The sequence below is a fragment of the Chryseobacterium formosum genome (genome assembly GCF_026460885.1).
In the GTDB taxonomy this organism is placed as follows: domain Bacteria; phylum Bacteroidota; class Bacteroidia; order Flavobacteriales; family Weeksellaceae; genus Chryseobacterium; species Chryseobacterium formosus.
This window is the reverse complement of sequence record NZ_JAOVZW010000011.1, coordinates 138,354-164,946: the sequence shown is the minus strand read 5'-3', so window position 1 is coordinate 164,946 and position 26,593 is coordinate 138,354. Positions and strand designations below refer to the sequence as shown.

The window sequence follows — 26,593 nt, the reverse complement described above, 5'->3', positions numbered from 1 at the left end:
CCAATCTTGTCTGTTATCTTCATTTATATTCAATTTTTTTAATTTCCAAAAGCTAAAATCACAGCTCCTGTAATCATTAAGTTTACCAATGCCATAGGAATTAAAGTTTTCCATCCTAAGTGCATTAACTGGTCATATCTGAATCTTGGTAATGTCCATCTGATCCACATAAAGATCAAGATTCCGATTACCGTTTTAGTTAAAAATGCTATGATACTCAATATGCCTGCTGTATTTTCTCCCCAATTATCAGTTACCCATTCAATTCCCGGATAATTATAACCTCCGAAGAAAAGCACCACCATGAAAGCATTAGAAATAAACATATTCACGTATTCACCGAACATGTATAAACCTAACTTCATTGAAGAATATTCAGTTGTATAACCTGTTACCAGTTCAGATTCACATTCAGGTAAATCAAAAGGGTGACGATTGGTTTCTGCTAAAGCTGCAACAAAGAAAATTAAGAATGCCAATGGTTGGTAAAAAATATTCCAGTTCATCCCAGAACCGATAGGGATAATTCCCCAAAGTTTTCCTTCAGTCTGATTTTCAGTAATTACTTTTAAATCTAAACTTCCTGTCATCATAATGATAGAAAGTAATGCAAGACCCATCGCCAATTCGTAAGAGATCATCTGCGAAGAAGCACGGATTGCACCTAATAATGAATACTTGTTGTTTGAAGCCCAACCTCCGATCATAATTCCGTAAACTCCGATAGAAGCCATTCCGATAATGAAAAGTACACCAACATCAATGTTAGCAACCTGCAAATCATAAGAAATTCCTCCCAAGTTCAAAGTTTTACCCCAAGGAATAACTGCTCCGGTAATTAATGAAATAAACATCACCAATGCGGGTCCCAATACGAAAAGAAACTTTTCTGCATTGGCAGGAGTAAAGTCTTCTTTAAAGAAAAATTTACCACCATCCGCAAGAGGCTGTAGCAAACCGAAAGGCCCTGATCTGTTTGGCCCAATTCTGTCCTGCATAATGGCTGCAACTTTTCTTTCTGCCCAGGTTGAGTAGGCTGCAATCGTTAATGAAAGCAGGAAAAGTGCAAGTACAAGTATTAATTTAAATGTAATTAAATCCATTTTTATTTTTATAGATGTTAGAAATTAGAACTTAGAAATTAGAATTACAAAAGTCTGTTATCTAATGTCTGAAATCTGAAATCTTATTAATTATTTTTCGTCTTTTTCGCTGATTTCTTTAGCCATCGGATTGTCTAAAACTCTCAATTCGTCTTTAGGTTTCTCATAATGGTTTAATGAAATAACCGAATGTCTGTCGATGTGTCTTGGTCCTTCAATGTTCCATTCTGAAAGAGATTTTCTTTCGAAACGACAAGTATCACAGATAAATTCTTCAACTTCTCCCCACTGATCTTTTCTAGCAGTTACTCTTACAACTTCGTCACCTTTCAAGTAAACTGTTGCTTTTCCAGAACACTTATCACATTTGCAAGAACCGTTCATTGGTTTTGTAAACCAAACTCTGCTTGTAAAACGAGCTGTTCTGTCTGTTAATGCTCCAACCGGACAAACGTCAATTACGTTTCCGATGAAGTCATTATCTAAAGCTTTATTTAAATAAGTAGAAATTTCAGCATGATCTCCTCTGAAAAGAATTCCGTGCTCACGTTCACCTGTCAATTGATTTGCCGCCAAAACGCATCTTGCACACAAGATACAACGGTTCATATTCAATTTGATATGTGGACCTAAATCATCTGCTTCGTACGTATTTCTTTCAAATTCAGTTCTGGTTTCAAGATTTCCGTGCTCGTAACCTAGATCCTGAAGGTGACATTCACCTGCCTGATCACAAACCGGGCAATCTAATGGGTGATTTACCAACAAGAATTCAGTAACCGCTTTTCTACCTTCCTGAGCTTTTTCAGAAGAAAGGTTTTTCACTTCCATTCCGTCCATTACATTGGTTCTGCAGCTTGCTACCAACTTTGGCATAGGACGCGGATCTGCTTCTGAACCTTTTGAAACTTCTACCAAACATGTTCTACATCTTCCACCGCTGGTTTCCAATTTGCTGTAGTAACACATTGCTGGAGGAACAGATTTTCCACCGATTTGTCTTGCAGCTTCCAAAATAGAAGTCCCGGGCAAAACTTCAGCAGTTTGTCCGTCTATCGTTATTTTGAATTTTTTAACCTCTTCGCTCATATTCTATGCTTTTCGCTTATGCTGTTAAAAAGCTTTTAAGCTCTATATTAATTATACTTTTTTGTATTAAATGTGTAGCCGATTCCGAAATTGAACTGCGCGTACACAAAATCCTGTGAAGCTTTGTCAGGTTTGTTGTTCAGTGTAGTTTTTATGTCGGGCATATTAATATAACCCAATTTTCCTTCTGCCTGAAGAACAATGTGTCTTAGGGCAACAACACTTACTGCAGCTCTTGCATCCAAGCCAAAACCTGCAAGATGGAATCTGTCGCTTCTTTCATTTCCCATCAACTGAACATTAGATTTCGGCAATAATGCGCCTAAACCTGCTCCGTAACTTACAAAAACATCAATATTTTTTTTGTCTAAAACATTGTGATATTTCTGTGCTCCAATGTTGATATAATTAAGACCGTCAGTGTGCTCGAACGTTAAAAAATCGTTTCCACTTAAGTCTACTTTACCATTATTAACCATTCCTGCATATTTCGGATCACTAATGTGTCCTTTGAAATCTACAACCTGATCCTGATCCATCACATATTTCATGTGATCCATTCCGATGGTAATTCCGAAATTATCTTTCGGGAAATAGGTAATTCTATAATTTACCTGTGGAATGGTAATACTTCCAGGGTTAAAATACGTTCCCCAGTCGAATTTTGTCTGTCTGTCATGAGCTACAACTTTATCAAGCTGAAAATCATAGCCATCCCCTTTAAAGTGAATATCTGATTTTGAATATTTTGCATTATTCCAACCCCAGAATATCATTACAGATCCTTTTTTGAAGGGATTAACTTCTTTTTTTTCCGTAGTAGCCTGTCCAAAAACAAAATTCGACAACAAAAGGCCTACAGCAATAAACTTCTTCAAAATTTCAATCTCTATTAATTACTTGCTGCAGCCGGAATAGGATCTGCATAATGAGCTAAACCATAGTTTTGTGTTAAACACAATTCAGGGTTTTTAATATGCCATTCGAATTCATCTCTGAAATGACGGATCGCTGCTGCAACAGGCCAAGCTGCCGCATCACCTAAAGGACAAATAGTGTTTCCTTCGATTTTTCTCTGGATATCCCAAAGCAAATCGATGTCTTCCATTTTTCCTTCTCCTTTCTCAATTTTTTTCAAAATTTTGTACATCCATCCCGTTCCTTCACGGCAAGGAGTACATTGTCCGCAACTTTCGTGATTATAAAATCTCGCCAAAGTCATGGTATGTTCTACGATACACTGGTCTTCATCCAAAACGATAAATCCACCTGAACCCATCATAGTTCCGGTAGCAAAACCACCGTCAGCAAGAGATTCATAATTCATATATCTTGGTTCACCGTTTACCGTTTTCAATAATAAATTTGCCGGAACAATCGGAACTGAACTTCCTCCAGGAATACAAGCTTTCAACTTTTTACCGTTTGGAATTCCACCACAATATTCATCAGAATAAATAAATTCTTCAACTGTAATGGTCATATCGATCTCGTAAACTCCGGGCTTATTGATATTTCCGCAAGCAGAAATCAATTTTGTACCAGTCGATCTACCAACACCGATTTTTGCATATTCTGCACCGGTAATATCGATGATCGGAACAATTGCTGCGATAGATTCAACGTTATTTACAACCGTTGGTCTTTCCCAAAGTCCTTTTACAGCAGGGAAAGGTGGTTTCAATCTTGGGTTTCCTCTTTTTCCTTCAAGAGATTCAAGCAAAGCAGTTTCTTCACCACAGATATAAGCTCCACCACCTCTTTGAACATAAATTTCACAATCGAAACCAGTTCCTAAAATGTTTTTACCTAAAAATCCTGCAGCTTTAGCTTCTTCAATCGCTTCTTCTAAAATATCAGGAATCCATGAATATTCTCCACGGATATAGATATAAGAAACGTTTGAACCTAAAACAAAAGATGAAATCAACATTCCCTCGATCAAAAGATGAGGAATGAATTCCATCAAATATCTGTCTTTGAAAGTTCCCGGTTCAGATTCATCCGCATTCACTACCAAGTGTCTTGGTACGCCTTCCGGTTTTGCCAGAAAGCTCCACTTCATCCCTGTTGGGAAACCTGCACCACCACGACCACGAAGACCTGAAACTTTTACTTCTTCAAGGATTTCTTCTGGTGTCATTTTAAAGGCCTTTTCTGCTGCTCCGTAACCTCCTTGTTTGCGGTAAGTTTCGAAGTAGCGTATTCCTTCTACGTGTGCGTCTTTAAGTAAAAGTTTTTTACTCATTTTTATATGCTTTTAGCGAGTGGCTCCTAGCTTTTGGCTATTTGCTTTGCGCCTTTTTTAATTAGTTTAAAATTTATTTAGCCCAAATCAACCTGTCCTTCTCTGCAAAGATCAAGAATTTCGTCAACTTTTTCTATCGTTAAATTTTCGTGAAAGAACTTTCCTAACTGCATCATGGGTGCGTATCCGCAAGCTCCAAGACACTCAGCAGGTTTTAAAGTAAACATACCATCTTCGGTAGTTTGTCCGTCTTTTATATTTAGTTTAGTTCTGATATGATCAAGAATTTTTTCGCTTCCACAAACCATACAAGGTCCGGTTCTGCAAACTTCCAAAACATATTTACCCACCGGTTTCATATTAAACATGGTATAAAAAGTAGCAACTTCATATACTTCAATTGGTTTAATACTCAATAATTCAGCAACATAATCCATCACAGGGACATCAAGCCATCCTCCAAATTCTTTCTGCGCAATGTGAAGCACAGGAAGAAGGGCAGACTTTTGTCTTCCTTCAGGATATCTTGCCATGATTTTGTGTACCTGCTGTAAACTTTCCGGTTTAAAAGCTATTGTTTCGCTCATATTTAAAGATTTTAGATTTTAGATTTTAGATTTTAGATGAAAATCTTGGTTCTAAAAATCCTATCAATTTTGATATTAATTTATATTTAAAGAGTTTAGATTAATTTAAAAATTTATAATCCAAAATCTATAATTTCTTTTATGCGTCTAATTCTCCCGCAATTACGTTCATACTACACATCGTTACAATCGCATCTGAAATTACAGAACCTGTAATCATCTCAGGATATGCTTGATAGTAGATAAAACATGGTCTTCTGAAGTGAAGTCTGTAAGGGCTTCTTCCTCCATCACTTACTAAGTAGAAACCTAATTCTCCGTTTCCACCTTCTACTGCATGATAAACTTCTCCTTTAGGAACATCTGTTTCCCCCATTACAATTTTGAAATGGTAAATTAAAGCTTCCATTTTTTTGTAAACATCAGCTTTTTCAGGAAGATAAAAATCTGGAACATCCGCATGGAAAGGTCCTTCAGGAAGATTTTCATAAGCCTGTTTGATGATTTTAATGGATTCCCAAACTTCTTGCTGACGAACCATAAAACGGTCGTAAGTATCGCCTGAAGTTCCTACCGGAATGATGAAATCGAAATCTTCATAGGAACAATAAGGCTCAGCAACTCTTACATCATAATCTACTCCTGTTGCACGTAAATTAGGACCTGTAAAACCATAGCTTAAAGCTCTTTCTGCTGAAATTGCTCCTGCACCGATGGTTCTGTCCATAAAGATTCTGTTTCTCTCTAACAGATTACAGAATTCCTGGAATCTCGCTGGGAATGTTTTAAGGAAATCTTTCAACAACTCATGGAATTTTGGTGTGAAATCTCTTTCAAAACCTCCTATTCTTCCCATATTTGTCGTCATTCTAGCTCCACAAATCTGCTCGTACATATCATAAATACGTTCTCTTTCGATGAACATATAAGTAAGACCTGTAATTGCACCTGCATCCATTCCGGTTACTCCATTACAAATCAGGTGATCACCAATTCTTGCCAATTCCATTAGTATAACACGCATATAATCTACACGTTTCGGAACTTTTACTCCAATCAGCTTTTCTACGGTCATATGCCATCCTATGTTGTTAATCGGAGCTGAACAATAGTTCATACGGTCAGTAAGCGTAGTGATTTGAGCATAATTTCTTCTTTCAGAAATTTTTTCGAATGCTCTGTGGATATAACCCACGGTTTGCTCTGCATGAAGTATTCTCTCACCGTCCATCGTAAGAACGTTTTGGAAGATTCCGTGCGTTGCAGGGTGAGTAGGTCCCAAATTCAGGGTGTATAATTGCCCGTCGATTTGTTCGTTACTATTGTGCTGGTTAAGTATATTAGATAATGAGTTGTCTTTCATAATATATAATTGATAATTGATAAGCGATAATTGATCATTCATCAATCATCATTAATCATTTATATTTTTATCTTCCGAACATTGCGTCGTCTTTGTCTGTTCTTGTTCCATCTTCCAGACGATATTCTTTCAACATTGGATGATAACCAAGATCTTCCATATTCAGAATTGGTCTTAAATCTGGGTGACCTTTAAATTTAATTCCAAAGAAATCAAAAGTTTCTCTTTCCATCCAGTTGGCTCCCGCATATAATTCCGTCAAAGAATCTACCTCGATATTTTCTCTTGACATGAAAATCTTCAAACGCAATCTGAAGTTGGTCATCATGTTCTGTAAGTGATAAACAACGCCAATTTCCTTCTCTGGAAATTCAGGGTAATGGATTCCACAAACATCCGTAAGGAAATTAATTTCCAATGATGAATCTTTCAGATAATGAATTACTTTTTTGATATCATCTTTTTTAATTTCAACAGTCAGCATTCCATAAGGCTCTGAATTGGAAATTACAGATTCTGGAAACTCTCTAGTTATAGCTTCTAGTACAAATTCGTTCGTCATTTTTCCTTAGTTGTCGATGTTGTAAGAATCTAATAAATGCTGATATTCAGGCATATCTCTTCTTCTGATGCTTTCGCTTTCTGCCAAAGCCTGAACCTGCATTACGCCTTCAATAATTTGTTCCGGTCTTGGAGGACATCCAGGAACATAAACGTCTACAGGAATAATTTTGTCTATTCCCTGCAAAACTGAGTACGTATCAAAAATACCACCGCTCGAAGCACAAGCTCCAACAGCAACAACCCATTTTGGTTCTGCCATTTGCGTATAAACTTCTTTTAAAACAGGACCTAATTTTTTAGAAATAGTTCCACAAACCATCAACATATCTGCTTGTCTTGGCGAGAAAGAGTTTCTTTCCATACCAAATCTTGATGCATCGTACGTAGGGTTTAGGGTAGCCATGAACTCGATACCACAACAAGAAGTAGCGAATGGAAGTGGCCAAAGTGAAAACTTTCTCGCCATCCCGATTACACTGCTCAATTTCGTTGCGAAAAATCCTTCTCCTTCAAATCCTTCCGGAGCTGGTGCATCTGTTCTTATAATTGGTTTTTGATCTGACATTTTTTTGATTTTAAGATTTTAATTTAGATTCTAAATCGCTGTTAATGTTAACTTTGATGTAATTGTATTAATCTAAATTTCTTATTTAAAATTATGATTGATTTATTTATCCCAGTCTAATGCGCCACGTTTCCAAACATAGAAAAATGCAAGGAAGAAAATTGCAACGAATGTAAGTACAGCAAAGAAGCCTTCAAGACCAAATTCTCTGAAGTTTACAGCGTAGGGATAAAAAAATACGATTTCGATATCGAAGAGTACAAAAAGTACTGCAGTTAAGAAATATTTAATTGAGAATGGTGTTCTCGCGTTCCCTTCAACAGGTACACCACATTCCCAACTTTGGTTTTTTACAGAATTTCCTTTTTTCTGTTTTGGACCTAAAAAATGAGCTCCAAGCAAAGAAATGGCAACAAAACCTACTGCAACACCAGCTTGGATAAGAATCGGAATATAACTTTCAGGTAAATTCATTTTTACATTATTATCTCAAGTTGCAAATTTAGACAATAAAGAATAAAGGGTGAAATTAATCAACTTAAAAGTCTCTTTAAAATAGGGAAAAGTGGTAATTTAGAATCAATAAAAATTAGTGATTGATAATTATTTTTTTTGTGTATGTCTTTCCGTTTTTGGTACTGAGGGTTAATAAATAGTTACCTGATGGAATTCCTAAAATGTCTAAACTCTCAATATTTTTGTGGTTTGAGAAATCTTTTATCAACCTTCCTAAATTATCATATAGCCGAATTGAAATTATTTCACTTCTCTTTAAATTTGTCTGACAAATAATTTTACTTTTTGCGGGATTAATTACATTTAAATAATCATTGTCAAAATTGTTTTCCTCGGTGCTGAGAATAGGTATACAACTAGAGTTTGTGGAAGTTAAATTATAAGATGCAGCTGCGCCATAAATATTGTGATTATAGGTTCTTATGGCGTTTCCTAGTTGTTTATTAACCATGTCAACTTCATAAAGTGTCGAAATATATTGAAAAGATGAATTTATACTATTGCTCAAAATATAAGCCTTTGAATGCGTCCCATAATTAATAGAAAAGCCGGCATATAATTTGGGTAAGTATATATCCATGAAAGGGCAGCTTTGTGAAGGGTTGGCCATATTAATTTCAAGTATTCCAGTTGTAGTTAGGAGAAAAAGTCTGTTTTCATAGAAGAAAAGATCTCCTCCTGCAGTTTGTGAATTAGGTATTGTTCCTAAATTAGAGAAAACACCTGTGTTAATGTCATATCTGAACAATATATTATTCCCGCCCAAAGCGTATAAAAAATTCCCGGAATCAGCTGTAAGTGAGTTTATAATGCCATATTCTACTCCTGGATTTGTAGAAAAATGACCCAGATAAGTACAATTGGAAATTGCAGTACTTTCTTTGTATAATAGACCAACTTGTGATATGTAATATATATTGTTAGAGCTGTCAATAGCAATATCTGTATAAGAATCCATATTAGCAGTTGGAGTGCAGACGTTTTGAGATACTTCAGTAGAATTACTAATATTAAATTTATATACTTGATTGGTTGAAGGAGAACCTGCGATGGTATTCACATAAAATTCCTGACAGTAAATGTGTGTTGAATTAAATAATAAGCTAATAAGGGTTGATTTTAAAATTTCTTTCATATCAATGTGGCTCAAAAATTTCTAATTATTTATTCACAAAAATATGATTAAAATCAATTGGATTATATTAATTTTTCATTTTTTTTAACACTGTAAATGCCATAAAAGAAATATAACCAAAAAGTACACTTGCATAAACAATGTTTATTAAAGTATTCATTCTGTCATCTTCTAAAGCAAAAAAGAAATTGTAAACAGCAAAACCTGCAATTAAAATAGCGAAAATAATAAGGTGTATTTTCATATTAGAATTTTAAAGAATAGGTTCTTCTTGTTTTATGATTGGTAGGGTTGTAGTCTTGCCATAGAACCTGCACGCTTTTGTTTTCTTCCAATTCAGGATTGGTTTCTGCGAAATTGATTCCCATATTATTGAAACGTACGAAAATTTCTTTGAAAATAATCGCAGTCACACCACGTCTTTGATATTCAGGGTGAATTCCGATTAATAAAAATTAGCTTTCGATAATTATTTTTTTTGTGTATGTCTTTCCGTTTTTGGTACTGAGGGTTAATAAATAGTTACCTGATGGAATTCCTAAAATGTCTAAACTCTCAATATTTTTGTGGTTTGAGAAATCTTTTATCAACCTTCCTAAATTATCATATAGCCGAATTGAAATTATTTCACTTCTCTTTAAATTTGTCTGACAAATAATTTTACTTTTTGCGGGATTAATTACATTTAAATAATCATTGTTAAAATTGTTTTCCTCCGTGCTGAGAATGGGTATACAACTAGAGTTTGTGGAAGTTAAATTATAAGATGCAGCTGCGCCATAAATACTGTGATTGTAGATTCTTATGGCGTTTCCTAGTTGCTTATTAATCATATCAACTTCATAAAGTGTCGAAATTACTTGAAAAGAGGAATTTAAGCTATTGCTCAAAATATAAGCCTTTGAATGTGTTCCATAATTGATGGAAAAACCGGCATATAATTGGGGTAAGTTTATGTCCATGAAAGGGCAACTTTGTGCAGGGTTGGCCATATTAATTTCAAGTATTCCAGTTGTAGTAAGGAGAAAAAGTCTGTTTTTATAGAAGAAAAGATCTCCTCCTGCAGTTTGTGAATTAGGTATTGTTCCTAAATTAGAGAAAACACCTGTGTTAGTGTCATATCTGACCAACATATTACTCCCGGCCAAAGCGTATAAAAAATTCCCGGAATCAGCTGTAAGTGAGTTAGAACCATACGTTACTCCTTGATTTGTAGAAAAATCACCCAGATAAGTACAATAATTGGAAGTTGTAGTACTTTCTTTGTATAATAGACCAGCGTTTGATATGTAATATATATTGTTAGAGCTGTCAATAGCAATATCTGTAAAAGAATTCATACTAGCAGATGGAATGCAGACGTTTTGAGATACTTCGATAGAATTACTAATATTAAATTTATATACTTGATTGGTCGAAGGAGGACCTGCGATGGTATTCACATAAAATTCCTGACAGTAAATGTGTATTGAACTAAATAATAAGCTAATAAGGGTTAATTTTAAAATTTCTTTCATATCAATGTGGCTCAAAAATTTCTGATATTTATTCACAAAAATATGATTAATATTAATTGGTTTATATTAATTTTTCATTTTTTTTAACACTGTAAACGCCATAAAAGAAATATAACCAAAAAGTACACTTGCATAAACAATGTTTATTAAAGTATTCATTCTGTCATCTTCTAAAGCAAAAAAGAAATTGTAAACAGCAAAACCTGCAATTAAAATAGCGAAAATAATAAGGTGTATTTTCATATTAGAATTTTAAAGAATAGGTTCTTCTTCTTTTGTGATTGGTAGGGTTGTAGTCTTGCCATAAAACCTGTACACTTTTGTTTTCTTCCAATTCGGGATTAGTTTCTGCGAAATCGATTCCCATATTGTTGAAACGTACGAAAATTTCCTTGAAAATAATAGCAGTCACACCACGTCTTTGATATTCAGGATGAATTCCGATAAGGTAGAAATTTGCACGGTCATTTTTCTTTTGAGCCTGCATGAAATGCCACCATCCAAATGGAAAAAGTTTTCCTTTTGATTTTTGTAAAGCCTTAGAATAAGAAGGCATTGTTACAGCAAAAGAAACCAACTCATCATGCTCATCAACCACACAGATTACATAATTTTTTGCAATCATCGGGAAGAATTTTTCTTTGTAGGTTTTAATTTGTTCTTCAGAAATAGGAGTGTAGGTTGAAAGATGTTTGTAAGTTTCATCAAGCAATTTAAACATAGGCTTTACATAAGGTAAAATCTCTTCTTTGTTTTGGAAATTTAAAACTCGTAAATTGTATTTTTCAGCAATAAGCGAACTGAATTTTTCAACTTTCGGAGGCAGTACTTTTGGGAAATTCATCTCAAATTCTACCCATTCTTTTTCTTTTACAAGGCCTAAATCTTCAATATGCTGATGATAGTATTCATGATTATAAATTCCAATCATGGTTGCAATTTTTTCGAAACCAAAAGTCAGCATTCCTGCTTTGTCAAGATTGGTGAAACCCATTGGTCCTTCAATTTTGTCGATCTTATTTGATTTAGCATAATCAATCACAGTGTCAATCAAAGCTTTTGAAACTTCTCTATCATCTATAAAATCAATCCACCCGAAACGTACTTTTTTGATGTCGAGTTCTTTTTCTTCCTTATGATTGATAATAACAGCAATTCTGCCCACTATTTTACCTTCTTTTTTAGCTAAAAACTGTTTCGCTTCCGAATAACTTAATGCAGGATTTTCTTTCGGATTCCAGACATTTAATTCATCTTTGATAAAAGAAGGAACGTAATAAGGATTGTTTTTGTACAAGTCCATCGGGAACTTCACAAATTGCTTTAAATCTTCGGGAGTTTTTACTTCAAAAATGGAAACTTTAGACATAGTTTTCGGGTAAATAGAACCACAAATATAATTAATTTAAGCGTAAACTTTGGCACAATTTTTACAGCATATTATAGAATTATTATATCTAAATTATAAATAAAATGACAGGTTATTATCTTATTATTGGGATTTCGATGCTGATAAGCTGGCTCGTTTCCTCAAGATTAAAATCTAAATTCGAGTACTATTCCAATCTACATCTCAGCAACGGAATGTCTGGTAAAGAAGTTGCCGAAAAAATGTTGAGAGACAACAATATTCACGATGTACAGGTTATTTCAGTTCCCGGCCAATTAACAGATCACTATAATCCTGCAGATAAAACAGTAAATCTTTCAGAAGGTGTGTATATGCAAAGAAATGCTGCAGCTGCCGCAGTTGCTGCTCACGAATGTGGTCACGCTGTTCAACATGCTGTCGGATATTCAATGTTACAACTGAGATCGAAATTGGTTCCAGTTGTCAACATAAGTTCAAATTTAATGCAGTTTGTGATTATTGCAGGCATCGGGGTGATGTATGCGACAAGATCTATTGAAAATCCAAACGGAAATACATTGATTTTATTAATTGGCGTAATTATGTTTGCGTTAACTACGCTTTTTGCTTTTATAACTTTACCGGTAGAATATGATGCAAGTAATCGTGCAATGAAATGGCTGAAAGATACAGGAACTGTAACTGCTGAAGAATTTGTTGGAGTACAGGATAGTTTGAAATGGGCTGCAAGAACTTATCTCGTTGCTGCAATCGGATCTTTGGCTCAACTCTTATACTGGGCTTCTTTATTAATGGGAAGTCGAAGATAATTTAGTCTTGAAAATTGAAAGAAATATTTTGCATCTCAGATAGTTTTTCTGAGATGTTTTCTTTTTGTGCAGTTTTTAGTGCAGCGGTAAGGATACAATTTTCGTTCGCATCAAAATTCAAAACTTTTGCATCAAACTTTGAGAGCAAAGTGAAAATGATATTTTGCTGGTTAAACTGAAACTGAATTTCAATCTCTGTTTCCAATTCTTTGGTAATAATATTAGCTTCCTCTAAAGTCAGTTTTGCAGATTCTTTATAAGCTTTTACCAAACCTGAAACACCCAGTTTTGTTCCGCCATAATAACGAACGCTTATTACCAAAACATTCGTAATTTCATTGGCTAAAAGTTGGTTGTAAATTGGCAAACCTGCACTTCCGGAAGGTTCTCCGTCGTCATTTGCACGGTAATTTTCACCATTTAAGCCCATTCTGAAAGCGTAACAATGATGCGTTGCTTTCGGATGCTCGGTTCTGATTTTATCTAAAGCGTTCTTGAGTTCCTTTTCATTATTCACCGGAAAAGCAAAACCGATGAACTTACTTCCTTTCTCTTTAAGCAAAGTGTTTTCGATTGGCTTTTCTATGGTTTTATATTCGTGCAGCATTTTTTTTTAACTCCTTAATTTGAGTTTTTGTGAAATTCAATCAAATTATCTCTGAAATTTTGAGTTTCAAAAGGCGTATGTTCAAATCTTGGAGCTTTTGTTCCGTTTTGTAAAGTCAGATTTTTATTTTTAATTACAATTGTTTCATCCCACAGATTTGCGTCAATAAACTGTTGTAAAACCAAACTTCCTCCTTCCACAATGATAGATTGGATTTGAAATTCGTATAGTTTTTTCAACATATTCTCAATGAAATTTTCTCTTGAGGTTTTAATGAATTTAATATTTCCTTCTTCGCTTTCTTTTACAGAGTTGAAAACCAAAGTTTCAGCTTCGTTATTGTAAATATTAAAATCAGTTGGAACTTTTAAATCAATATCAATTAAAATGCGGATTGGGTTTCTGCCGGCAATTTCCCTCGTTGTAAGACTTGGGTTATCCCGTAAAGCGGTCATTGTTCCGATTAAAATCGAATGTTCGTTGTTTCTCAGTTGATGAACGAATTGTTTCGTTAAAGAATTGCTTATTTGAGTAGGCTTGAAATCTTTATCCATGAAACGGTCGCCCGATTCTGCCCATTTTAGAACAATAAAAGGTCTTTTCTTTTCGTGATACGTGAAAAATCTTTTATTTAAATCAATACATTCTTTCTCCAAAACTCCGGAAATGACTTCAATTCCTGCATCCTGAATTATTTTTTTGCCTTTCCCGTTAACTTTATCATGAGAATCCATGGCCCCGATAACGACTTTTTTAAAGCCTAATTCTACTATTTTTAAAGCGCAAGGCGGAGTTTTTCCGTAATGGGCACAAGGTTCCAAAGAAACGTAAATGGTGGATTCCGGAATCAAACTTTTATCTTCAACGGAATTGATAGCGTTAATTTCAGCGTGATTTTCTCCAGCTTTGTGATGATAACCTTCACCGATTATTTTTCCGTTGTGAACAATCACGCTTCCCACCAAAGGGTTTGGATAAGTGTTTCCGATGGCTTTCTGAGCGAGCTCAATGCATCTTCTGATGTAAAATTCGTCTTGCATAAGATAAAAAAAGCGAATACAAATTTCTTTGCTTCGCTCTATATTTTACTTTAATTTTTATTTATTCTCCAGCGATAATACTGTGAAGATTCTGTTTTAAAGTCTCAAGATGAGCTTTTTTATCATCAATCGTATTGTAAGTATCTCGCAGAAGCAGATTTTCTCTTGTTGGATTTTTGAAGAATGCCAAATTGTTTTCTAGTTTTACTATTTCGCCTTCAAGATCAGAAATCTGGCTCTTGATTTTTCTTGCTTTGTCTGTTAACTGATTTTCAGATAAACCTTCTTCTTTTAACTCAAGTTCGTTGATTTTATTAAGCTTTAATTTTTCTCTCAACGTTCGGTTAAACTCAGAATTGATTGCCATTTTATCTCTAGGGACTTTTCCAATGTTATTCCAAGAACTTTTAATCGCTTCAATTTTTTCTATGCTTCCTTCGTCGTTTGAAATTTCTTTCAATTCTTCAAGAATCTCTTTTTTAAGCTTATAGTTTTCTTTCCAGTTATCGGTAGATGCGCTGCTTTTTTCTCTGTAATTGTTGAAGAAAGTGTTACAGGCTTCACGGAATTCATCCCAAATCTTATTGGTCATACTTTTTGGAACGTGACCGATTTTTTTCCAGTCTTCCTGAAGTTTTTTGAAAAGTGCAACGGCAATATCCCAATCTTCAGAATGCATATTGTCTTTTGCAGTCTGAATCAATTTCATTTTCTCGTCCAAATTCTGCTGTTGAGAACCTTTCAGAGATTTATAATAATTGTTTTTTGTTGTGTTGAAAGTTCTTAGAATCGTTTTAAAATCATTCCAGTTGTTGTTGGATAATTTTCTAGGAACGCTTCCTGTTTTCAAAAACTCCGTACGCAATTCTTCAACTCTTTTGATTGAGTTTTGCCAATACGTGTGATTAGGATTGTCTTTTGGCTCAGAAAGTTTCTTGATTTCTTCGATGATTTCATTTTTCTTCTCAAGATTAGCGTTCTGTTCTGTCTCGATTGCAGCAGAAAGTTCGGTTTTTCTTTCGTGAATTTTATTTGAAATTTCTTTAAATTCTTCCCAGGTTTTTTCGCGGAATTCTTCAGAAACCGGTTCAGCTTCTTCTTTCCAAAGTTTGTGAAGATATTGAAGTTCGTTCAAAGCTTTTTGTACAACCGGCTCATTTTCCAGCTCTTTTGCTCTTGCAATAATGTGCTGTCTTTTTTCTAAGTTGTGGCTGTATTCCTGCTCAAGAAATTCTTTATTAAGATCCAACATCTGATAAAACTGATTCAAATGATGGAAATAATTATTATTTAAAATTTTGAACTCAGATTTTGCGACCTGACCTGCATGAGACCATTCTTCCTTGATTTCTCTGATCGATTTGAAAAGATTAACTCCAGGCTCAGAATTGGTGTAAAGATTTTTAAGTCTGTCAATAATATTCTGACGTTGATCCAGGTTTTTTTTCTGCTCTTCTTCCTGATTTTTCTGGAAATGATCATGCTTTTCTCTGAAAATATGAATCAATCCTGAAAGTTTAGACTGAGAAGGATGTTCATAGCTGAAATTTTCTAAATCATTTCCTGCATCAGTATATTCGTGCTTTTTATCTTCAATTTCGTCATGAATTGAATGATTTGCTTTTTCCTTTAATGCATTAAATTCTCGGAATCTTTCACCTGCATTATTAGAATTGATGATTTTTTCCATTTCTTTCAAAACATCCGCAAGCGAAAGGTCGGCAATCGTGTCATGATGAGAAGCATCAGAATCTTCTTCCTGATGATTTTCTTCTTTGTTTTCGATAGTTTCAACTGTTTCCTGATGTTCTGTAGAAGGTTTGTTTTCTTCGTTTTCAGAAAGATTATTTTCTGTTGTCATAGCAAATCATTTATGATATATTGGCGTTAATTTCTTAAAACGTGCTAATGTAAGCCAATTAAGTTACTAATTTATGTTATTTTTTTTTAAACGACCAAATTTCCCAAGCTTTTTCTGCCTGTTGTTCGAGCATATAATATCCATTGACAGTTTTTGCACCGTTTTGTGATGAATTTAAAATGAATTTACTATAATCCGGATTATAAATCAAATCGATGACCAGATGTTGATCGGAAAGTGCTTCAAAAGGGAAGTTCAGACAATCTTCAGTATTCGGAAAAGTTCCAACTGGAGTACATTGAATGATTAATTTGTTTTCTGCAACTGTTTTTATATCTAAATTGTTAAAATTCAAATCAGATTTTCTTGAAATGGTTTTGTAAGGGATTTGATTTTTATCTAAGACATATTGCACTGCTTTTGCAGCTCCACCGTTTCCTAAAACCAAAGCCGATTCGTGATGTGGTTTTTTATGAGCCTTCAAAGTTTTTTCAAAACCGAAAGCATCTGTATTATAGCCTGTTTTCTTTCCGTTTTCAATTAAAACACAATTTACGGCTCCAATTTTTTGCGCTTCGTCACTCAATTCATCCAGATAATCAATAATTTTTTCTTTAAAAGGAATTGTTACATTAAAACCTAAAAGATTGGGTTTTGAAAAAATATTTTCAACTTCATTAATTTCCTGAAGATCAAAAATTTCGTAAGAAAAATCATTGAGTTTCTTCTTTTTGAATTTATCTTCAAAATATTTTTTCGAAAAAGAGTAGGAGATATTTTTACCAATTAATCCTAATTTGTTGCTGGAATCCATATATCAAAAATAAAAAAAAGACCGATAAAAACCGGTCTTTAGTATTGAAAATATTTTTAGTCTTAATCTACAATGAATTTTGCAGAGTTATTATCTGTTTTTAAGATATAAACACCTTTTGCCAATCCGTGTAGATCTATTTTATTTGAACTTTTGAAAGGATTAACAATGTTTTTAATCAATTTCCCAGCAAGATCATAGATTTCAGCTTTCACAATTTTGTTTAAGTTTTCACCTTTTACAAATAGCTCGTGATTTTTAACTGGATTCGGGTAAATACTGAATGCTTTGTTTTTTAAATTTTCAACTGTTGATAGTGAAGTTGCACAAGTCCATGATAGGTCATCAATGGCAACTCTTTGTCCGTTCGTAGCTGTAATAGGGTTGGTTATTTTGATAACAATATCTCCGCTCACATTAATATTGCTGAGAGTTGTTGTCGTTATTGCATTAGTTGTTGCAGTATAAGGAATCGTGCCTACCTGAACTCCGTTTATTTCTACATTTAAAACACCTGCTCCGCTTCCGTATTTTAGAGAAGTTTTAACAGTTAAATCCTGAATTCCTCCTGAAAGAGTAGAACTTGTTAAATTTCCAATTCTTAAAGTAATTGCCTTACCATTAACAGTATCATCCGTTCTTGCATCAGTTGCAGACCATGTAATACCATTATTTGTCCATGTTCTTGTTGAATAGCTTGAAGAAGATGCCGGAATGTTTGAGAAATCTTCAGTTCCACAAGTTCCGGTTCCGCCACCTGTTCCTGCAAGTGTAGTTTCGGTAGCGATATTGCTTTGAGCAGATAAGTTTCCTGCTGCATCTTTCGCAACAACATAAAAATTATACAATGTAGAAGATGCTAAAGCCTGTACTGTTGTAGAAGTTCCTGTAACGGTAGCTTTTAAAACATTATTTGCATAAACATCATATCCTGTAACTCCGACGTTGTCTGTAGAAGCAGTCCAGCTTAATGCAACAGTGCTTGAAGTAGGATTGTTTGCCACTAAATTTGTTGGAACAGTCGGAGGTTGTGTGTCTGTTGTTGGAGTTCCCCAAACTTGATTTACATAACCGGGATTATCAATGTAAGGATTTCTGTTTCCCTGATAAATGTATGAAGCGTTGTTTCTTCCAATTTCGGCTGGAGAAACGGGATCTGCATTGTGCCAAGCAATAAGTTGATTAAGCTCCCAAGACTGAAGCCCCGGATAAGCAGAACCTCCCAACATATCTCCTGAACTAAATCCAGATAGTTGTGTTTCATATCTTGTAACAAAATAGAAAATCATTCTTGCAACGTCACCTTTGAATTCGTCAATTGGTTCGAAAACAGTTCCGGAATATCCAGACGAAACAGAGTTTCCTAGTTTTGAACCGTTTAATGATGTGAAAGAAGCTGTTCCTACTTTACCAAAAGGATAATTTGATCTCATTCCATTTACTTTTCCATCAGTCGCTCTGATGAAATGGATGTCATTTTTCATCGGTGAAGCTTCGTTGAAGAGACTTTGCGGAACAATATGTTCTCTGTTATAACAATCACCTTCATTGCTGTAATTTCCACATCGGTTGGTGTTGTAAATAAAGTTGTAAGGGTCTGCTGTTGTAGGTTTTTCAGAGTAAATGTCTAAAATAGTACCATCATTTTCATAGTAGTAATCTCTATCGGTAGTTTGGTAGCCTGTCCAAAGACCATCATAACCATGATCTTGATGCCCATTTGTGATAATGGTTTTCAATTGGGATTTTAAAGTGGCGCCTGTTCCCGTAGCATTATTGTAATAACCCGCAGGAACTTGAGCTAAAGCACTGATTGTAATCAGAGTCAGCAAAAATGAATGTAAAATTCGTCTCATTTTTTCTAAATTGGACGGCAAATTTACAAATAATTAAAGATATAAAATATTAATTTTTAGTAATGTAGTCTTTACTGATTTTTGAGAAGAACCAAGAAATGGTTATACCAAAGACTGAAGCGATGGTGGCAACAATTAAATAATTTTTACCAACTATTTTCACAGGAAACGGTAAATCTTCCACTGCTTTAAATAATTCGGTATAAAGCTGGAAATAGCATAATGCTGTTCCTAAAAGAAGTCCCGCAATTACGCCTAATAAAACAATTAAGATTCCTGTATAAAAATAGGTCATCCTTAAATGTGCTAATGGAAAGCCTAAAGAAATTAAAGATTTTGCCTGTTGTTTTTTATCAAGTTGTAAAATAATAATTGCGCCTGCCAAATTGAAGGTTGTAATAAAAATAACCAAAGCGAAAATCAGATAAATAAATAGTTTTTCTGTATTAATCATCTTCCAGAAAGCTGCATTTTCTTCTTCTTTGGTTTTAATTTCGATATCTTTTCCTAAAGTTTTCAGTAAATTTTGTTTTACTGATTCTGTGTTGTCAGGATTTTTAAGCTTAATAACAATTTCATAAGCTGAATTTTTTGGAAGATTTAATAATTCTTCTATCAATTCTATCGGAGCAATAATGTAACCATTGAGTTGGTCGTTTCCAGGGAAAATACCCGTAACAATAATTTCTTTTTTGTTATAAATATCTTCTTCTTTATTGATAATTCCTGTTCCTGGTTTAGGCATGAAAATCGTCGAAAAATCCTTATCTGAATCTACGGGAATTCCTAATCTGTTTTGAAGCGAGTGCTCCATAATCACTTCATTAGTGTACTGAAATGTAGGATAAGTTCCGTAAAAGATAGTTTTATCAACAGGATTTACCTTTGTATAAGCAGAATCTACGCCTCTTAAATAGGCAATATCACCTTTTCCGTTGTAATTGATGTACGTTTTTTCCTCGATTAACCTTGAAAAATTTGAAATCTCTTTATTTCTTTTTAAAATTTCATTAATCTTTCCGAAATTTTTGATGGTCTTTCCCGAAGTGCTTTTTATCGTTAAATCTGCATGAAGATTAGAAATAAGTGATTTATTAAAATCTTCGAGCCCGGAAAAAACAGAAATAATGACAAACATTGCAGCAACAGCAACACTCATCGCAACGGCAGCAAGCCAAGTGATGAAAGTTACCGCCGTACTTCCTTTTTTAGATAAAAGATAGCGTGAAGCTATGTAAAATGCAATGTTCTTCAAGATTTTTTACAATACAGGATTGTCGCCTTCGCCTCTTAGTTCTTTTTCAATTTTTTCAACATCATCCAAGGTTGTATCCAAATAAAAACTTAATTGTGGAATAATACGAACCTGTTTTGCCATTTTCTGACCGATGAAATTTCTGTATTGAGCTTTATTAATCTCGATTTCTTTCATAATTGAAGAACGGAATTCTTGAGGAAAAATGCTTAAATAAATTTTTGCAATCCCCAAATCCGGTGTTACTTTTACATCCGATACCGAAACCAAAAAGTTTTGTTTGCTTTCTGATGACTGTTTACGGAAAAGTTCTGCGAAATCTTCCTGTATAATCTGTGCTACTTTTCTTTGTCTGTTACTTTCCATAATTTATGCAAATTTACTACTTTTGTTTGAATTGCTAATTTGAAAATTTGATTGAAAGGTCAAATAAATTATATTTTACATTTATGAAATTAGAACATATCGGTATTGCCGTAAAATCTTTAGGTTTTTCTGACGAACTTTTTACAAAACTATTAGGAAAAGAGTCCTACAAAAAAGAAACCGTAGAAAGGGAAGGAGTAGTTACTTCATTCTACGAAACCGGAGAAAGTAAAATTGAACTTTTGGAGGCAAGTAATCCCGAAAGCCCCATCTCAAAATTTATCGATAAAAAAGGAGAAGGCATTCATCATTTAGCTTTTGGTGTAGAAAATATTGTTGAGGAAGTGCAAAGACTGAAAAAAGAAGGATTTATTTTTATCTCAGAAGAACCTAAAGAAGGCGCTGATAATAAATTAGTTGTCTTTCTACACCCAAAATCTACCAATGGTGTTTTGGTAGAACTTTGCCAAGAAAAGAAATAAAAAATTTTGTAGACAAAGAAATTTTACTATTTTTGCAATCACAAAATTTAACCAAATTTTTGAGGTCCTATAGCTCAGTTGGTTAGAGTCCCTGACTCATAATCAGGTTGTCCTTGGTTCGAGCCCAAGTGGGACCACATTTTAAATCAAGCACTTACATTAATGTAGGTGCTTTTTGTTGGTTTTAAACTCAAATAAAATTCTGTAAAATACCTCTTTTGTGCTATTTTTATCAAATCATTTATTAATTACTTTAGTCAGCTATTTATAAGCTAATTTTATCCAAAACTAAAGTAATGAAACCTCTTGTCTATTTAAGATATTTTTTTGTGTTTTTTTCTGTGTCTTTATTTTCACAGACTCAGATGTATAAGTCTGAATTAAGTTTAGATGATATTAAAAATCAATCGACTTTAGGTTCAATTGTGATGGTTGATGGTAAAATCTTATTTAATTCTAATAACTATTTATTGAGTTGTCTGGAAAAAGGAAATCATAAGATTCTTTGGGAAAGAAAAATAGGATGGCGTTCCAATCAAGCTCCTTTTACATATAATGATTCTTTTTTCTACGGAAATTATGATGGTGAAAGTCGGAAAGTACATCAGTACGACATCAATTCCGGAAAAACGATTCGAATATTAGAACTGCAGTCGATTAGTACAAAGCCTTACTTTAAAAATTCAATATTATATGCTACAGCAATTGCAGACGGCGGAAAATTATTGGCTTATGATATAGAAAATGATAAAATTTTGTGGCAACAAAACATCAATCATGGAGCAGATGTAGAGCCGGTTTATTTAAAGGATAAGATTATAACCAATGCAGAAGATGATTTGTGGTTTGAAATCGATTATAACGGAAATTTCGTTATTAATCCGTCTGAAACCATAACAACCATAGATGATAAAAAAGCTACGGTGAAAAAGTTTCAATTTCTAAGTCACGACGGAACACCCATTACAAAAGAATGGCTGAAGAAAAATAAACTCGCAAATTCAGAATTTAAAATTGAAAAAAATCAGAATTATACATTTTTACTGAGTGAAAGATATTTAACGGTTTTAGGCAAAAAAGGTAATAAAAAACTACAATTGGATCTTGAAACCTTAGTTTCGCCCGAAGAATACGAAAACGAATCTTTGTTGGATATTCTGAGTTCTGAAAATGAAAAAATATGGTTCGTTTATCAAAATCACTTGATTCATTACGATGTAAAAAAAGAAAAAATGTTGCGAAATGTTTATTTAAATAATTGGCAACCTCATCAATTTATTTTAGACGGCAGAAATATTTGGTTAATCTCAAAAAATGACGGACAATTATATCACTTAGATTTTGAACCTGATGAAGATCTTAATAGAAAAATTCAACGTGAAAATGCTATTAGAGAACATTTTAGGTGTGATCTACCAAATCCTGATAAAATAAAAGTGGCGAAAGAAGCTGAAGAGAATTTAAAAAATATGCAAACTGACCAATAGTATGAAAATGTACATCATCGTAAAAAACAACGTTCCCGATAAGCTGGTTCCGGTCATTACAGCGCATGCTTCATTGGCTTGTTATAAAAAATATGAGACGAATGAAAATATGATAAGATGGATCAACGGAATATTTAAAAAAGTAGTTTGCGTAGTTAATGAAACTGAATTTGAAAGCTTAAAAAATGATGAGAATAATATAGTTTTAACTGAATCTTCACTTGATAATAATGAAGTTTGTATTGCGTTTTGTCCGAGAGAAGAATATCCGAAGAAATTTAAATTTTTAAAAATGTGGTCACCACAAAATATTTAATAATGGAAGAAAAGATATACAGTTGGTTTGTCAAAAAAGGAAATATTCTGATTCATAGAAATGAAAATTATATCACGTTTCAACTTAACGGTGAAAACGAAGACTTTTGCTGGTTGACAAAATCTGATACCGATGAGGTGATTGATATTCTTACCATGATTGCAAAACAGATTTGGGAAAATTCTGATTACTTACGAAAACCTTACACTGATCGACTGTATAAAATTACTGAAGAAGGGTTTTATGTATGGGAAATCGAAGATTCACAACTTTTAATTAAGTATGACGAAAAAGGCATAATAAAAATAAAATCTATTGGAAATGCTAATTTAAATATCGAAGTAAACCAAGTTGTCGAGATTATTCAGGTTTTGGAACAATTAAATAATCAAATTTAAATACCGGTTTTTAGTTGGACTTAATTCATTCAGAACAAAAAATCAACTTTAAAAAGAAAAAAAATGACAGAAAACTTCTACGAAGCATTTGAAAAATATATTCTTAATCAAAAAGTGATTGGTTGGGGTTTTCAGCATGAAAAAAAGATGCTTTTGCCTAATGGATATTCTGCTTATCCGAGTGGATATTTTACAGAGTACGAAAATGGGTATAAAATGATTGCAAGCGGAGCAACTTTGCATAAAACTCATATTCAGGAAGCGATGATTCTTGATCCTGATGGAATTCCCATTGCGAGAGATACTGAAGATACAATTCCTTGTGATTACTAAAAATTTTAAATTATTTTCATTAAAAAGACATGATAAAGCCTCCAAAATTTACCAAAGAAGAACAGAAATTCTGGCAACGTCATTATCGGATTGAAAAAGCAGACAGAATTCCTGCCGAATGGTATAGATTTCATTCTGCCGATTCAGATTGCGATGATGAGTTTTTTTATTTTCTGAGTTTAAGGCTCTTGTCTCTTGAAAATATTTATTTAAAAGATTCACAGATTACAGATCTGGGCGTGAAATATATGCTGAATTTTAAAAATTTACAATCGCTTTTTTTGAGGAAAAATAGATTTCTTACAAGTGAAAGTGTTTTATATTTCAATCAAATGGAGAATTTGAAAATGTTGAATATTACCGGTACAGCTATAACTTTAGCTGATCTTTGTGAGTGTTTAGATAATCAGAGTCTGAGAGAAATTTTCATAGATTCAGATGAAAATGAAGATGAGATTTCGGCAAAAGAGAATATTTTAAAAAGTAGAATTCCAAATTGTAAGGTTTATCTCAATTGCTCAAATCCTTCTGATGTTTTTGACGTTCCTAATAAACCAATTTATTAAATAAAATTTAAGCATAAAAATTTCCAGTTTAAAATAGAAAATTTTATTCCCTAACTTTGTATTTTCAAAACAGAAATTATGTCTATTACAAACGAATCTGAATTAATCGGAATGCAAAAAGTGAGCGAAGCAGTTGCTTATACTTTGAAAGAGATGATGAATTATGCTAAAGTCGGGATGACAACAAAAGATCTTGATGAGTATGGAGCGAAAATTCTTTCAGATTTCGGGGCAAAATCGGCGCCTTATCTTACGTATGGATTTCCAGGTTGGACGTGCATAAGCGTTGACAACGAATTCTGCCACGGAATTCCTACTTCAGAAAGAGTTTTAAAAGAAGGAGATTTAATTAATATTGATGTTTCTGCAGAGCTCAACGGTTATTGGGCAGATAACGGAGGTTCTTTTATTGTAGGAAAAGACATCAATCAACATCAGAAATTGGTTGATGCTTCCAAAGCAATTTTAGAAAAAGCTATTAATAATATAAAAGGCGGGGTAAGAATTGCAGACATAGGTTTTTTAATGGAAACTGAAGCAAAGAAAAAAGGCTTTAAAGTCATCAAAAACTTAGGAGGTCACGGTGTTGGAAGAAGTCTTCACGAGGAACCGGATGAATTGATGAACTACAGAAACCGTTTTGATACGAGAAGATTTAAGAAAAATTCTGTTGTAGCGATTGAAACATTTATTTCTACAGATTCTACGATGGCCGTTGAATTGAAAGACGGTTGGACGATGGTGGGAAATAAAGGCGGTTATATGGCTCAACATGAACATACCATTTTAATTACCGACGGAAAACCAATTATTTTAACGCAGATGAATGAGATTTTAAATTAAATAAAATTTTGTTTTTGCATAAATTATTAAACCTTTCAGATTGCCGGAAGGTTTTTTTGTGAATTATACACAATGAATGTATTTTGATATTTCTTATAAATTGAATGTGTTAAAAGTGAATTATTTTGAAAAATAACCGATTATTGGCTTAAACTTTGATGCTTTGGAAACTGAAAATTGTTATTTTCAAAATTCAAACACCAAATTTTAACAATATGAAATTTAAAGCACATTACTTTTTGATTGCTTCTGCTATGTTTTTAGTCAATTGCTCAGACAATATCGATGAAACAATTACTGAAGAGCCGGGAAATGAAGCCATTTATCCACCAGTTGAAAACGGACAAGCCAATACCAATTATCCACCCGCTTTTGCAGGGCAAACAAGAGTGAATGGTGTAAAAACACAGACGCCTTTTACAAATACTGTTTTAACATCTGCATTGAGCGCGCCTTGGGGAATTACAAGTTTACCCGATGGAAGGTTATTAATCACTCAAAAAGGCGGAACAATGAGAATTGTAACCAATACAGGATCGGTTGGAAATCCTATTACCGGAATTCCTGCTGTAAATTCAAACGGACAGGGCGGTTTATTGGGTATTTGTGTAGATCCTCAGTTTTCTACAAACAGGATGGTTTATTGGGTTTTTTCTGAAAATGTTGCAGGTGGAACTCAAACTTCTGTGGCAAAAGGAAAACTTTCAACTTCAGAAACTACAATTGAAAACGCAACGGTTATTTACAGAGCAAATCCTTCTGCATCTGCCGGAAATCTACATTATGGAGGAAGAATTTTATTTGATTCTACAGGAAATTTGATGGTAAGCGTAGGCGAGCGTTCAGATTTATCCACAAGACCTTTGGCGCAATCGGTTACTGCAGCAATTGGGAAAATTTTGAGAATTACAAAAGATGGAGCTCCGGCTCCCGGAAATCCTACTTTCAGCCAAGCGGGAGCTCTACCGGAATTATATAGTATCGGCCACAGAAATCCACAAGGAATTGCAATTCATCCTACAACAGGAGAATTATGGCAAAGTGAACACGGACCTCGTGGCGGAGATGAAATCAATAGAGTTCAACCCGCAAAAAATTATGGTTGGCCAACAATTACTTATGGAATTGAATATGGTGGTGCACCAATCGGCGGTGGAATTCAGCAGCAAAGTGGGATGGAACAACCTGTTTATTATTGGGATCCTGTAATTTCACCAAGTGGAATGACGTTCTACAGAGGAAACAGTATTCCGGAATGGCAAAACTGTTTGTTTATCGGTGCTTTAAGTGGCGAACATATTGTAAGACTCGTTATTAAAGATAACAAAGTAGTGGGTGAAGAGCGTTTACTTACAGGGTTGTCACAACGTTTTAGAGATATTACGCAAGGAACTGATGGTGCGCTTTACGCAGTTACCGATGGCGGAAGATTATATAAAATTCAAAGACAATAAATTATTTTTTTCGTACTCTTGAAACACCGACAAAAATGTTGGTGTTT

General features: G+C 33.9%; 30 protein-coding genes, 1 tRNA gene and 1 pseudogene. 10 read left to right on the top strand and 22 right to left on the bottom strand.

Annotated features, from left to right (window positions below; genetic code table 11):
* Nucleotides 1-38: 38 nt before the first annotated feature.
* The 15 genes and pseudogenes from nuoH to OF897_RS10400 form a co-directional block, all read right to left on the bottom strand.
* On the bottom strand, nucleotides 39-1,103 hold the full coding sequence (gene nuoH, locus OF897_RS10470) for an NADH-quinone oxidoreductase subunit NuoH (protein WP_267265631.1): 1,065 nt from the start codon (nucleotides 1,101-1,103) through the stop codon (nucleotides 39-41).
* A 90-nt stretch (nucleotides 1,104-1,193) separates the two neighbouring features.
* A complete protein-coding gene (locus OF897_RS10465; protein ID WP_267265630.1) occupies nucleotides 1,194-2,192 on the bottom strand; it encodes a 2Fe-2S iron-sulfur cluster-binding protein in 999 nt (332 codons plus the stop codon).
* A 47-nt stretch (nucleotides 2,193-2,239) separates the two neighbouring features.
* Complete coding sequence (locus OF897_RS10460) at nucleotides 2,240-3,070, bottom strand: hypothetical protein (protein WP_267265629.1); 831 nt, start codon at nucleotides 3,068-3,070, stop codon at nucleotides 2,240-2,242.
* A 14-nt stretch (nucleotides 3,071-3,084) separates the two neighbouring features.
* Nucleotides 3,085-4,440 carry an NADH-quinone oxidoreductase subunit NuoF gene (nuoF, locus tag OF897_RS10455; RefSeq protein WP_102979322.1) on the bottom strand — a complete coding sequence of 452 codons (1,356 nt, stop codon included), beginning with the start codon at nucleotides 4,438-4,440 and terminating at the stop codon, nucleotides 3,085-3,087.
* Between the two features lie 77 nt (nucleotides 4,441-4,517).
* The gene (locus OF897_RS10450) at nucleotides 4,518-5,027 is read right to left on the bottom strand and encodes an NADH-quinone oxidoreductase subunit NuoE family protein (RefSeq protein WP_267265628.1); all 510 of its coding nucleotides are present in this window, start codon (nucleotides 5,025-5,027) and stop codon (nucleotides 4,518-4,520) included.
* Nucleotides 5,028-5,166: 139 nt separating this feature from the next.
* Entirely contained in the window at nucleotides 5,167-6,390 is a 1,224-nt protein-coding gene (nuoD, locus tag OF897_RS10445; protein WP_267265627.1) for an NADH dehydrogenase (quinone) subunit D, read from the bottom strand.
* 67 nt (nucleotides 6,391-6,457) lie between these two features.
* Nucleotides 6,458-6,952: an NADH-quinone oxidoreductase subunit C gene (locus tag OF897_RS10440; RefSeq protein WP_267265626.1), complete on the bottom strand. Its 495-nt coding sequence runs from the start codon at nucleotides 6,950-6,952 to the stop codon at nucleotides 6,458-6,460.
* A gap of 6 nt (nucleotides 6,953-6,958) precedes the next feature.
* On the bottom strand, nucleotides 6,959-7,519 hold the full coding sequence (locus OF897_RS10435) for an NADH-quinone oxidoreductase subunit B (protein WP_267265625.1): 561 nt from the start codon (nucleotides 7,517-7,519) through the stop codon (nucleotides 6,959-6,961).
* 102 nt (nucleotides 7,520-7,621) lie between these two features.
* The gene (locus OF897_RS10430; RefSeq protein WP_047482647.1) at nucleotides 7,622-7,993 is read right to left on the bottom strand and encodes an NADH-quinone oxidoreductase subunit A; all 372 of its coding nucleotides are present in this window, start codon (nucleotides 7,991-7,993) and stop codon (nucleotides 7,622-7,624) included.
* 115 nt (nucleotides 7,994-8,108) lie between these two features.
* The gene (locus OF897_RS10425; RefSeq protein ID WP_267265624.1) at nucleotides 8,109-9,170 is read right to left on the bottom strand and encodes a T9SS type A sorting domain-containing protein; all 1,062 of its coding nucleotides are present in this window, start codon (nucleotides 9,168-9,170) and stop codon (nucleotides 8,109-8,111) included.
* A 67-nt stretch (nucleotides 9,171-9,237) separates the two neighbouring features.
* Nucleotides 9,238-9,414, bottom strand: a complete 177-nt coding sequence (locus tag OF897_RS10420) for a hypothetical protein (protein ID WP_267265623.1) — start codon at nucleotides 9,412-9,414, stop codon at nucleotides 9,238-9,240.
* A 1-nt stretch (nucleotide 9,415) separates the two neighbouring features.
* Nucleotides 9,416-9,625, bottom strand: a pseudogene (locus OF897_RS10415) (GTP cyclohydrolase); the annotation flags it as partial.
* Nucleotides 9,626-10,510: a T9SS type A sorting domain-containing protein gene (locus OF897_RS21680; protein WP_407648303.1), complete on the bottom strand. Its 885-nt coding sequence runs from the start codon at nucleotides 10,508-10,510 to the stop codon at nucleotides 9,626-9,628.
* A 243-nt stretch (nucleotides 10,511-10,753) separates the two neighbouring features.
* Nucleotides 10,754-10,930, bottom strand: coding sequence for a hypothetical protein (locus OF897_RS10405; RefSeq protein ID WP_267265623.1), 177 nt, complete (start codon nucleotides 10,928-10,930; stop codon nucleotides 10,754-10,756).
* A 1-nt stretch (nucleotide 10,931) separates the two neighbouring features.
* Nucleotides 10,932-12,056 (bottom strand): GTP cyclohydrolase, encoded by a 1,125-nt coding sequence (locus OF897_RS10400; protein ID WP_267265622.1) that lies wholly within the window; start codon nucleotides 12,054-12,056, stop codon nucleotides 10,932-10,934.
* Between the two features lie 104 nt (nucleotides 12,057-12,160).
* Between OF897_RS10400 and OF897_RS10395 the strand changes: the two genes are divergently transcribed.
* A complete protein-coding gene (locus OF897_RS10395; RefSeq protein WP_267265621.1) occupies nucleotides 12,161-12,868 on the top strand; it encodes a zinc metallopeptidase in 708 nt (235 codons plus the stop codon).
* A gap of 1 nt (nucleotide 12,869) precedes the next feature.
* Here the strand turns inward: OF897_RS10395 and OF897_RS10390 are convergent, their stop codons facing one another.
* From OF897_RS10390 to rbfA, 7 genes are all read right to left on the bottom strand, one after another.
* Entirely contained in the window at nucleotides 12,870-13,475 is a 606-nt protein-coding gene (locus tag OF897_RS10390) for a YigZ family protein (protein ID WP_267265620.1), read from the bottom strand.
* Nucleotides 13,476-13,489: 14 nt separating this feature from the next.
* Nucleotides 13,490-14,515: a bifunctional diaminohydroxyphosphoribosylaminopyrimidine deaminase/5-amino-6-(5-phosphoribosylamino)uracil reductase RibD gene (ribD, locus tag OF897_RS10385; protein WP_267265619.1), complete on the bottom strand. Its 1,026-nt coding sequence runs from the start codon at nucleotides 14,513-14,515 to the stop codon at nucleotides 13,490-13,492.
* A gap of 61 nt (nucleotides 14,516-14,576) precedes the next feature.
* The gene (locus OF897_RS10380; protein ID WP_267265618.1) at nucleotides 14,577-16,376 is read right to left on the bottom strand and encodes a DUF349 domain-containing protein; all 1,800 of its coding nucleotides are present in this window, start codon (nucleotides 16,374-16,376) and stop codon (nucleotides 14,577-14,579) included.
* A gap of 76 nt (nucleotides 16,377-16,452) precedes the next feature.
* Nucleotides 16,453-17,190: a shikimate dehydrogenase family protein gene (locus OF897_RS10375; protein WP_267265617.1), complete on the bottom strand. Its 738-nt coding sequence runs from the start codon at nucleotides 17,188-17,190 to the stop codon at nucleotides 16,453-16,455.
* 62 nt (nucleotides 17,191-17,252) lie between these two features.
* The gene (locus OF897_RS10370) at nucleotides 17,253-19,046 is read right to left on the bottom strand and encodes an endonuclease (protein WP_267265616.1); all 1,794 of its coding nucleotides are present in this window, start codon (nucleotides 19,044-19,046) and stop codon (nucleotides 17,253-17,255) included.
* Nucleotides 19,047-19,095: 49 nt separating this feature from the next.
* Complete coding sequence (locus OF897_RS10365; RefSeq protein WP_267265615.1) at nucleotides 19,096-20,301, bottom strand: ABC transporter permease; 1,206 nt, start codon at nucleotides 20,299-20,301, stop codon at nucleotides 19,096-19,098.
* Nucleotides 20,302-20,307: 6 nt separating this feature from the next.
* Nucleotides 20,308-20,667 (bottom strand): 30S ribosome-binding factor RbfA, encoded by a 360-nt coding sequence (gene rbfA / locus OF897_RS10360; protein ID WP_267265614.1) that lies wholly within the window; start codon nucleotides 20,665-20,667, stop codon nucleotides 20,308-20,310.
* An 83-nt stretch (nucleotides 20,668-20,750) separates the two neighbouring features.
* Here rbfA and mce point away from each other — a divergent pair, with 83 nt between their 5' ends.
* The 9 genes from mce to OF897_RS10315 all read left to right on the top strand — a co-directional run bounded on the left by mce (nucleotide 20,751) and on the right by OF897_RS10315 (nucleotide 26,546).
* On the top strand, nucleotides 20,751-21,149 hold the full coding sequence (gene mce, locus OF897_RS10355; protein WP_267265613.1) for a methylmalonyl-CoA epimerase: 399 nt from the start codon (nucleotides 20,751-20,753) through the stop codon (nucleotides 21,147-21,149).
* Nucleotides 21,150-21,212: 63 nt separating this feature from the next.
* A tRNA-Ile gene (locus tag OF897_RS10350) sits at nucleotides 21,213-21,286 on the top strand.
* 159 nt (nucleotides 21,287-21,445) lie between these two features.
* The gene (locus OF897_RS10345; protein ID WP_267265612.1) at nucleotides 21,446-22,636 is read left to right on the top strand and encodes a PQQ-binding-like beta-propeller repeat protein; all 1,191 of its coding nucleotides are present in this window, start codon (nucleotides 21,446-21,448) and stop codon (nucleotides 22,634-22,636) included.
* Nucleotide 22,637: 1 nt separating this feature from the next.
* Nucleotides 22,638-22,952, top strand: coding sequence for an aminoacyl-tRNA hydrolase (locus OF897_RS10340; RefSeq protein WP_267265611.1), 315 nt, complete (start codon nucleotides 22,638-22,640; stop codon nucleotides 22,950-22,952).
* A gap of 2 nt (nucleotides 22,953-22,954) precedes the next feature.
* The gene (locus OF897_RS10335) at nucleotides 22,955-23,350 is read left to right on the top strand and encodes a hypothetical protein (protein ID WP_267265610.1); all 396 of its coding nucleotides are present in this window, start codon (nucleotides 22,955-22,957) and stop codon (nucleotides 23,348-23,350) included.
* 63 nt (nucleotides 23,351-23,413) lie between these two features.
* Nucleotides 23,414-23,683, top strand: a complete 270-nt coding sequence (locus OF897_RS10330; protein ID WP_267265609.1) for a hypothetical protein — start codon at nucleotides 23,414-23,416, stop codon at nucleotides 23,681-23,683.
* 29 nt (nucleotides 23,684-23,712) lie between these two features.
* A complete protein-coding gene (locus tag OF897_RS10325; protein WP_267265608.1) occupies nucleotides 23,713-24,249 on the top strand; it encodes a hypothetical protein in 537 nt (178 codons plus the stop codon).
* A 78-nt stretch (nucleotides 24,250-24,327) separates the two neighbouring features.
* Entirely contained in the window at nucleotides 24,328-25,092 is a 765-nt protein-coding gene (gene map, locus OF897_RS10320) for a type I methionyl aminopeptidase (RefSeq protein ID WP_267265607.1), read from the top strand.
* Nucleotides 25,093-25,307: 215 nt separating this feature from the next.
* Nucleotides 25,308-26,546: a PQQ-dependent sugar dehydrogenase gene (locus OF897_RS10315; RefSeq protein ID WP_267265606.1), complete on the top strand. Its 1,239-nt coding sequence runs from the start codon at nucleotides 25,308-25,310 to the stop codon at nucleotides 26,544-26,546.
* Nucleotides 26,547-26,593 lie beyond the last annotated feature (47 nt).

What these genes read in the sequence shown, in the direction of transcription:
- nuoH (WP_267265631.1), bottom strand. Translation starts at nt 1,103, where the DNA reads ATGGATTTAATTACATTTAAATTAATACTTGTACTTGCACTTTTCCTG.
- OF897_RS10465 (WP_267265630.1), bottom strand. Translation starts at nt 2,192, where the DNA reads ATGAGCGAAGAGGTTAAAAAATTCAAAATAACGATAGACGGACAAACT.
- nuoF (WP_102979322.1), bottom strand. Translation starts at nt 4,440, where the DNA reads ATGAGTAAAAAACTTTTACTTAAAGACGCACACGTAGAAGGAATACGC.
- OF897_RS10450 (WP_267265628.1), bottom strand. Translation starts at nt 5,027, where the DNA reads ATGAGCGAAACAATAGCTTTTAAACCGGAAAGTTTACAGCAGGTACAC.
- nuoD (WP_267265627.1), bottom strand. Translation starts at nt 6,390, where the DNA reads ATGAAAGACAACTCATTATCTAATATACTTAACCAGCACAATAGTAAC.
- OF897_RS10440 (WP_267265626.1), bottom strand. Translation starts at nt 6,952, where the DNA reads ATGACGAACGAATTTGTACTAGAAGCTATAACTAGAGAGTTTCCAGAA.
- OF897_RS10435 (WP_267265625.1), bottom strand. Translation starts at nt 7,519, where the DNA reads ATGTCAGATCAAAAACCAATTATAAGAACAGATGCACCAGCTCCGGAA.
- OF897_RS10430 (WP_047482647.1), bottom strand. Translation starts at nt 7,993, where the DNA reads ATGAATTTACCTGAAAGTTATATTCCGATTCTTATCCAAGCTGGTGTT.
- OF897_RS10425 (WP_267265624.1), bottom strand. Translation starts at nt 9,170, where the DNA reads ATGAAAGAAATTTTAAAATCAACCCTTATTAGCTTATTATTTAATTCA.
- OF897_RS10420 (WP_267265623.1), bottom strand. Translation starts at nt 9,414, where the DNA reads ATGAAAATACACCTTATTATTTTCGCTATTTTAATTGCAGGTTTTGCT.
- OF897_RS21680 (WP_407648303.1), bottom strand. Translation starts at nt 10,510, where the DNA reads ATGAATTCTTTTACAGATATTGCTATTGACAGCTCTAACAATATATAT.
- OF897_RS10405 (WP_267265623.1), bottom strand. Translation starts at nt 10,930, where the DNA reads ATGAAAATACACCTTATTATTTTCGCTATTTTAATTGCAGGTTTTGCT.
- OF897_RS10400 (WP_267265622.1), bottom strand. Translation starts at nt 12,056, where the DNA reads ATGTCTAAAGTTTCCATTTTTGAAGTAAAAACTCCCGAAGATTTAAAG.
- OF897_RS10395 (WP_267265621.1), top strand. Translation starts at nt 12,161, where the DNA reads ATGACAGGTTATTATCTTATTATTGGGATTTCGATGCTGATAAGCTGG.
- OF897_RS10390 (WP_267265620.1), bottom strand. Translation starts at nt 13,475, where the DNA reads ATGCTGCACGAATATAAAACCATAGAAAAGCCAATCGAAAACACTTTG.
- ribD (WP_267265619.1), bottom strand. Translation starts at nt 14,515, where the DNA reads ATGCAAGACGAATTTTACATCAGAAGATGCATTGAGCTCGCTCAGAAA.
- OF897_RS10380 (WP_267265618.1), bottom strand. Translation starts at nt 16,376, where the DNA reads ATGACAACAGAAAATAATCTTTCTGAAAACGAAGAAAACAAACCTTCT.
- OF897_RS10375 (WP_267265617.1), bottom strand. Translation starts at nt 17,190, where the DNA reads ATGGATTCCAGCAACAAATTAGGATTAATTGGTAAAAATATCTCCTAC.
- OF897_RS10370 (WP_267265616.1), bottom strand. Translation starts at nt 19,046, where the DNA reads ATGAGACGAATTTTACATTCATTTTTGCTGACTCTGATTACAATCAGT.
- rbfA (WP_267265614.1), bottom strand. Translation starts at nt 20,667, where the DNA reads ATGGAAAGTAACAGACAAAGAAAAGTAGCACAGATTATACAGGAAGAT.
- mce (WP_267265613.1), top strand. Translation starts at nt 20,751, where the DNA reads ATGAAATTAGAACATATCGGTATTGCCGTAAAATCTTTAGGTTTTTCT.
- OF897_RS10345 (WP_267265612.1), top strand. Translation starts at nt 21,446, where the DNA reads ATGAAACCTCTTGTCTATTTAAGATATTTTTTTGTGTTTTTTTCTGTG.
- OF897_RS10340 (WP_267265611.1), top strand. Translation starts at nt 22,638, where the DNA reads ATGAAAATGTACATCATCGTAAAAAACAACGTTCCCGATAAGCTGGTT.
- OF897_RS10335 (WP_267265610.1), top strand. Translation starts at nt 22,955, where the DNA reads ATGGAAGAAAAGATATACAGTTGGTTTGTCAAAAAAGGAAATATTCTG.
- OF897_RS10330 (WP_267265609.1), top strand. Translation starts at nt 23,414, where the DNA reads ATGACAGAAAACTTCTACGAAGCATTTGAAAAATATATTCTTAATCAA.
- OF897_RS10325 (WP_267265608.1), top strand. Translation starts at nt 23,713, where the DNA reads ATGATAAAGCCTCCAAAATTTACCAAAGAAGAACAGAAATTCTGGCAA.
- map (WP_267265607.1), top strand. Translation starts at nt 24,328, where the DNA reads ATGTCTATTACAAACGAATCTGAATTAATCGGAATGCAAAAAGTGAGC.
- OF897_RS10315 (WP_267265606.1), top strand. Translation starts at nt 25,308, where the DNA reads ATGAAATTTAAAGCACATTACTTTTTGATTGCTTCTGCTATGTTTTTA.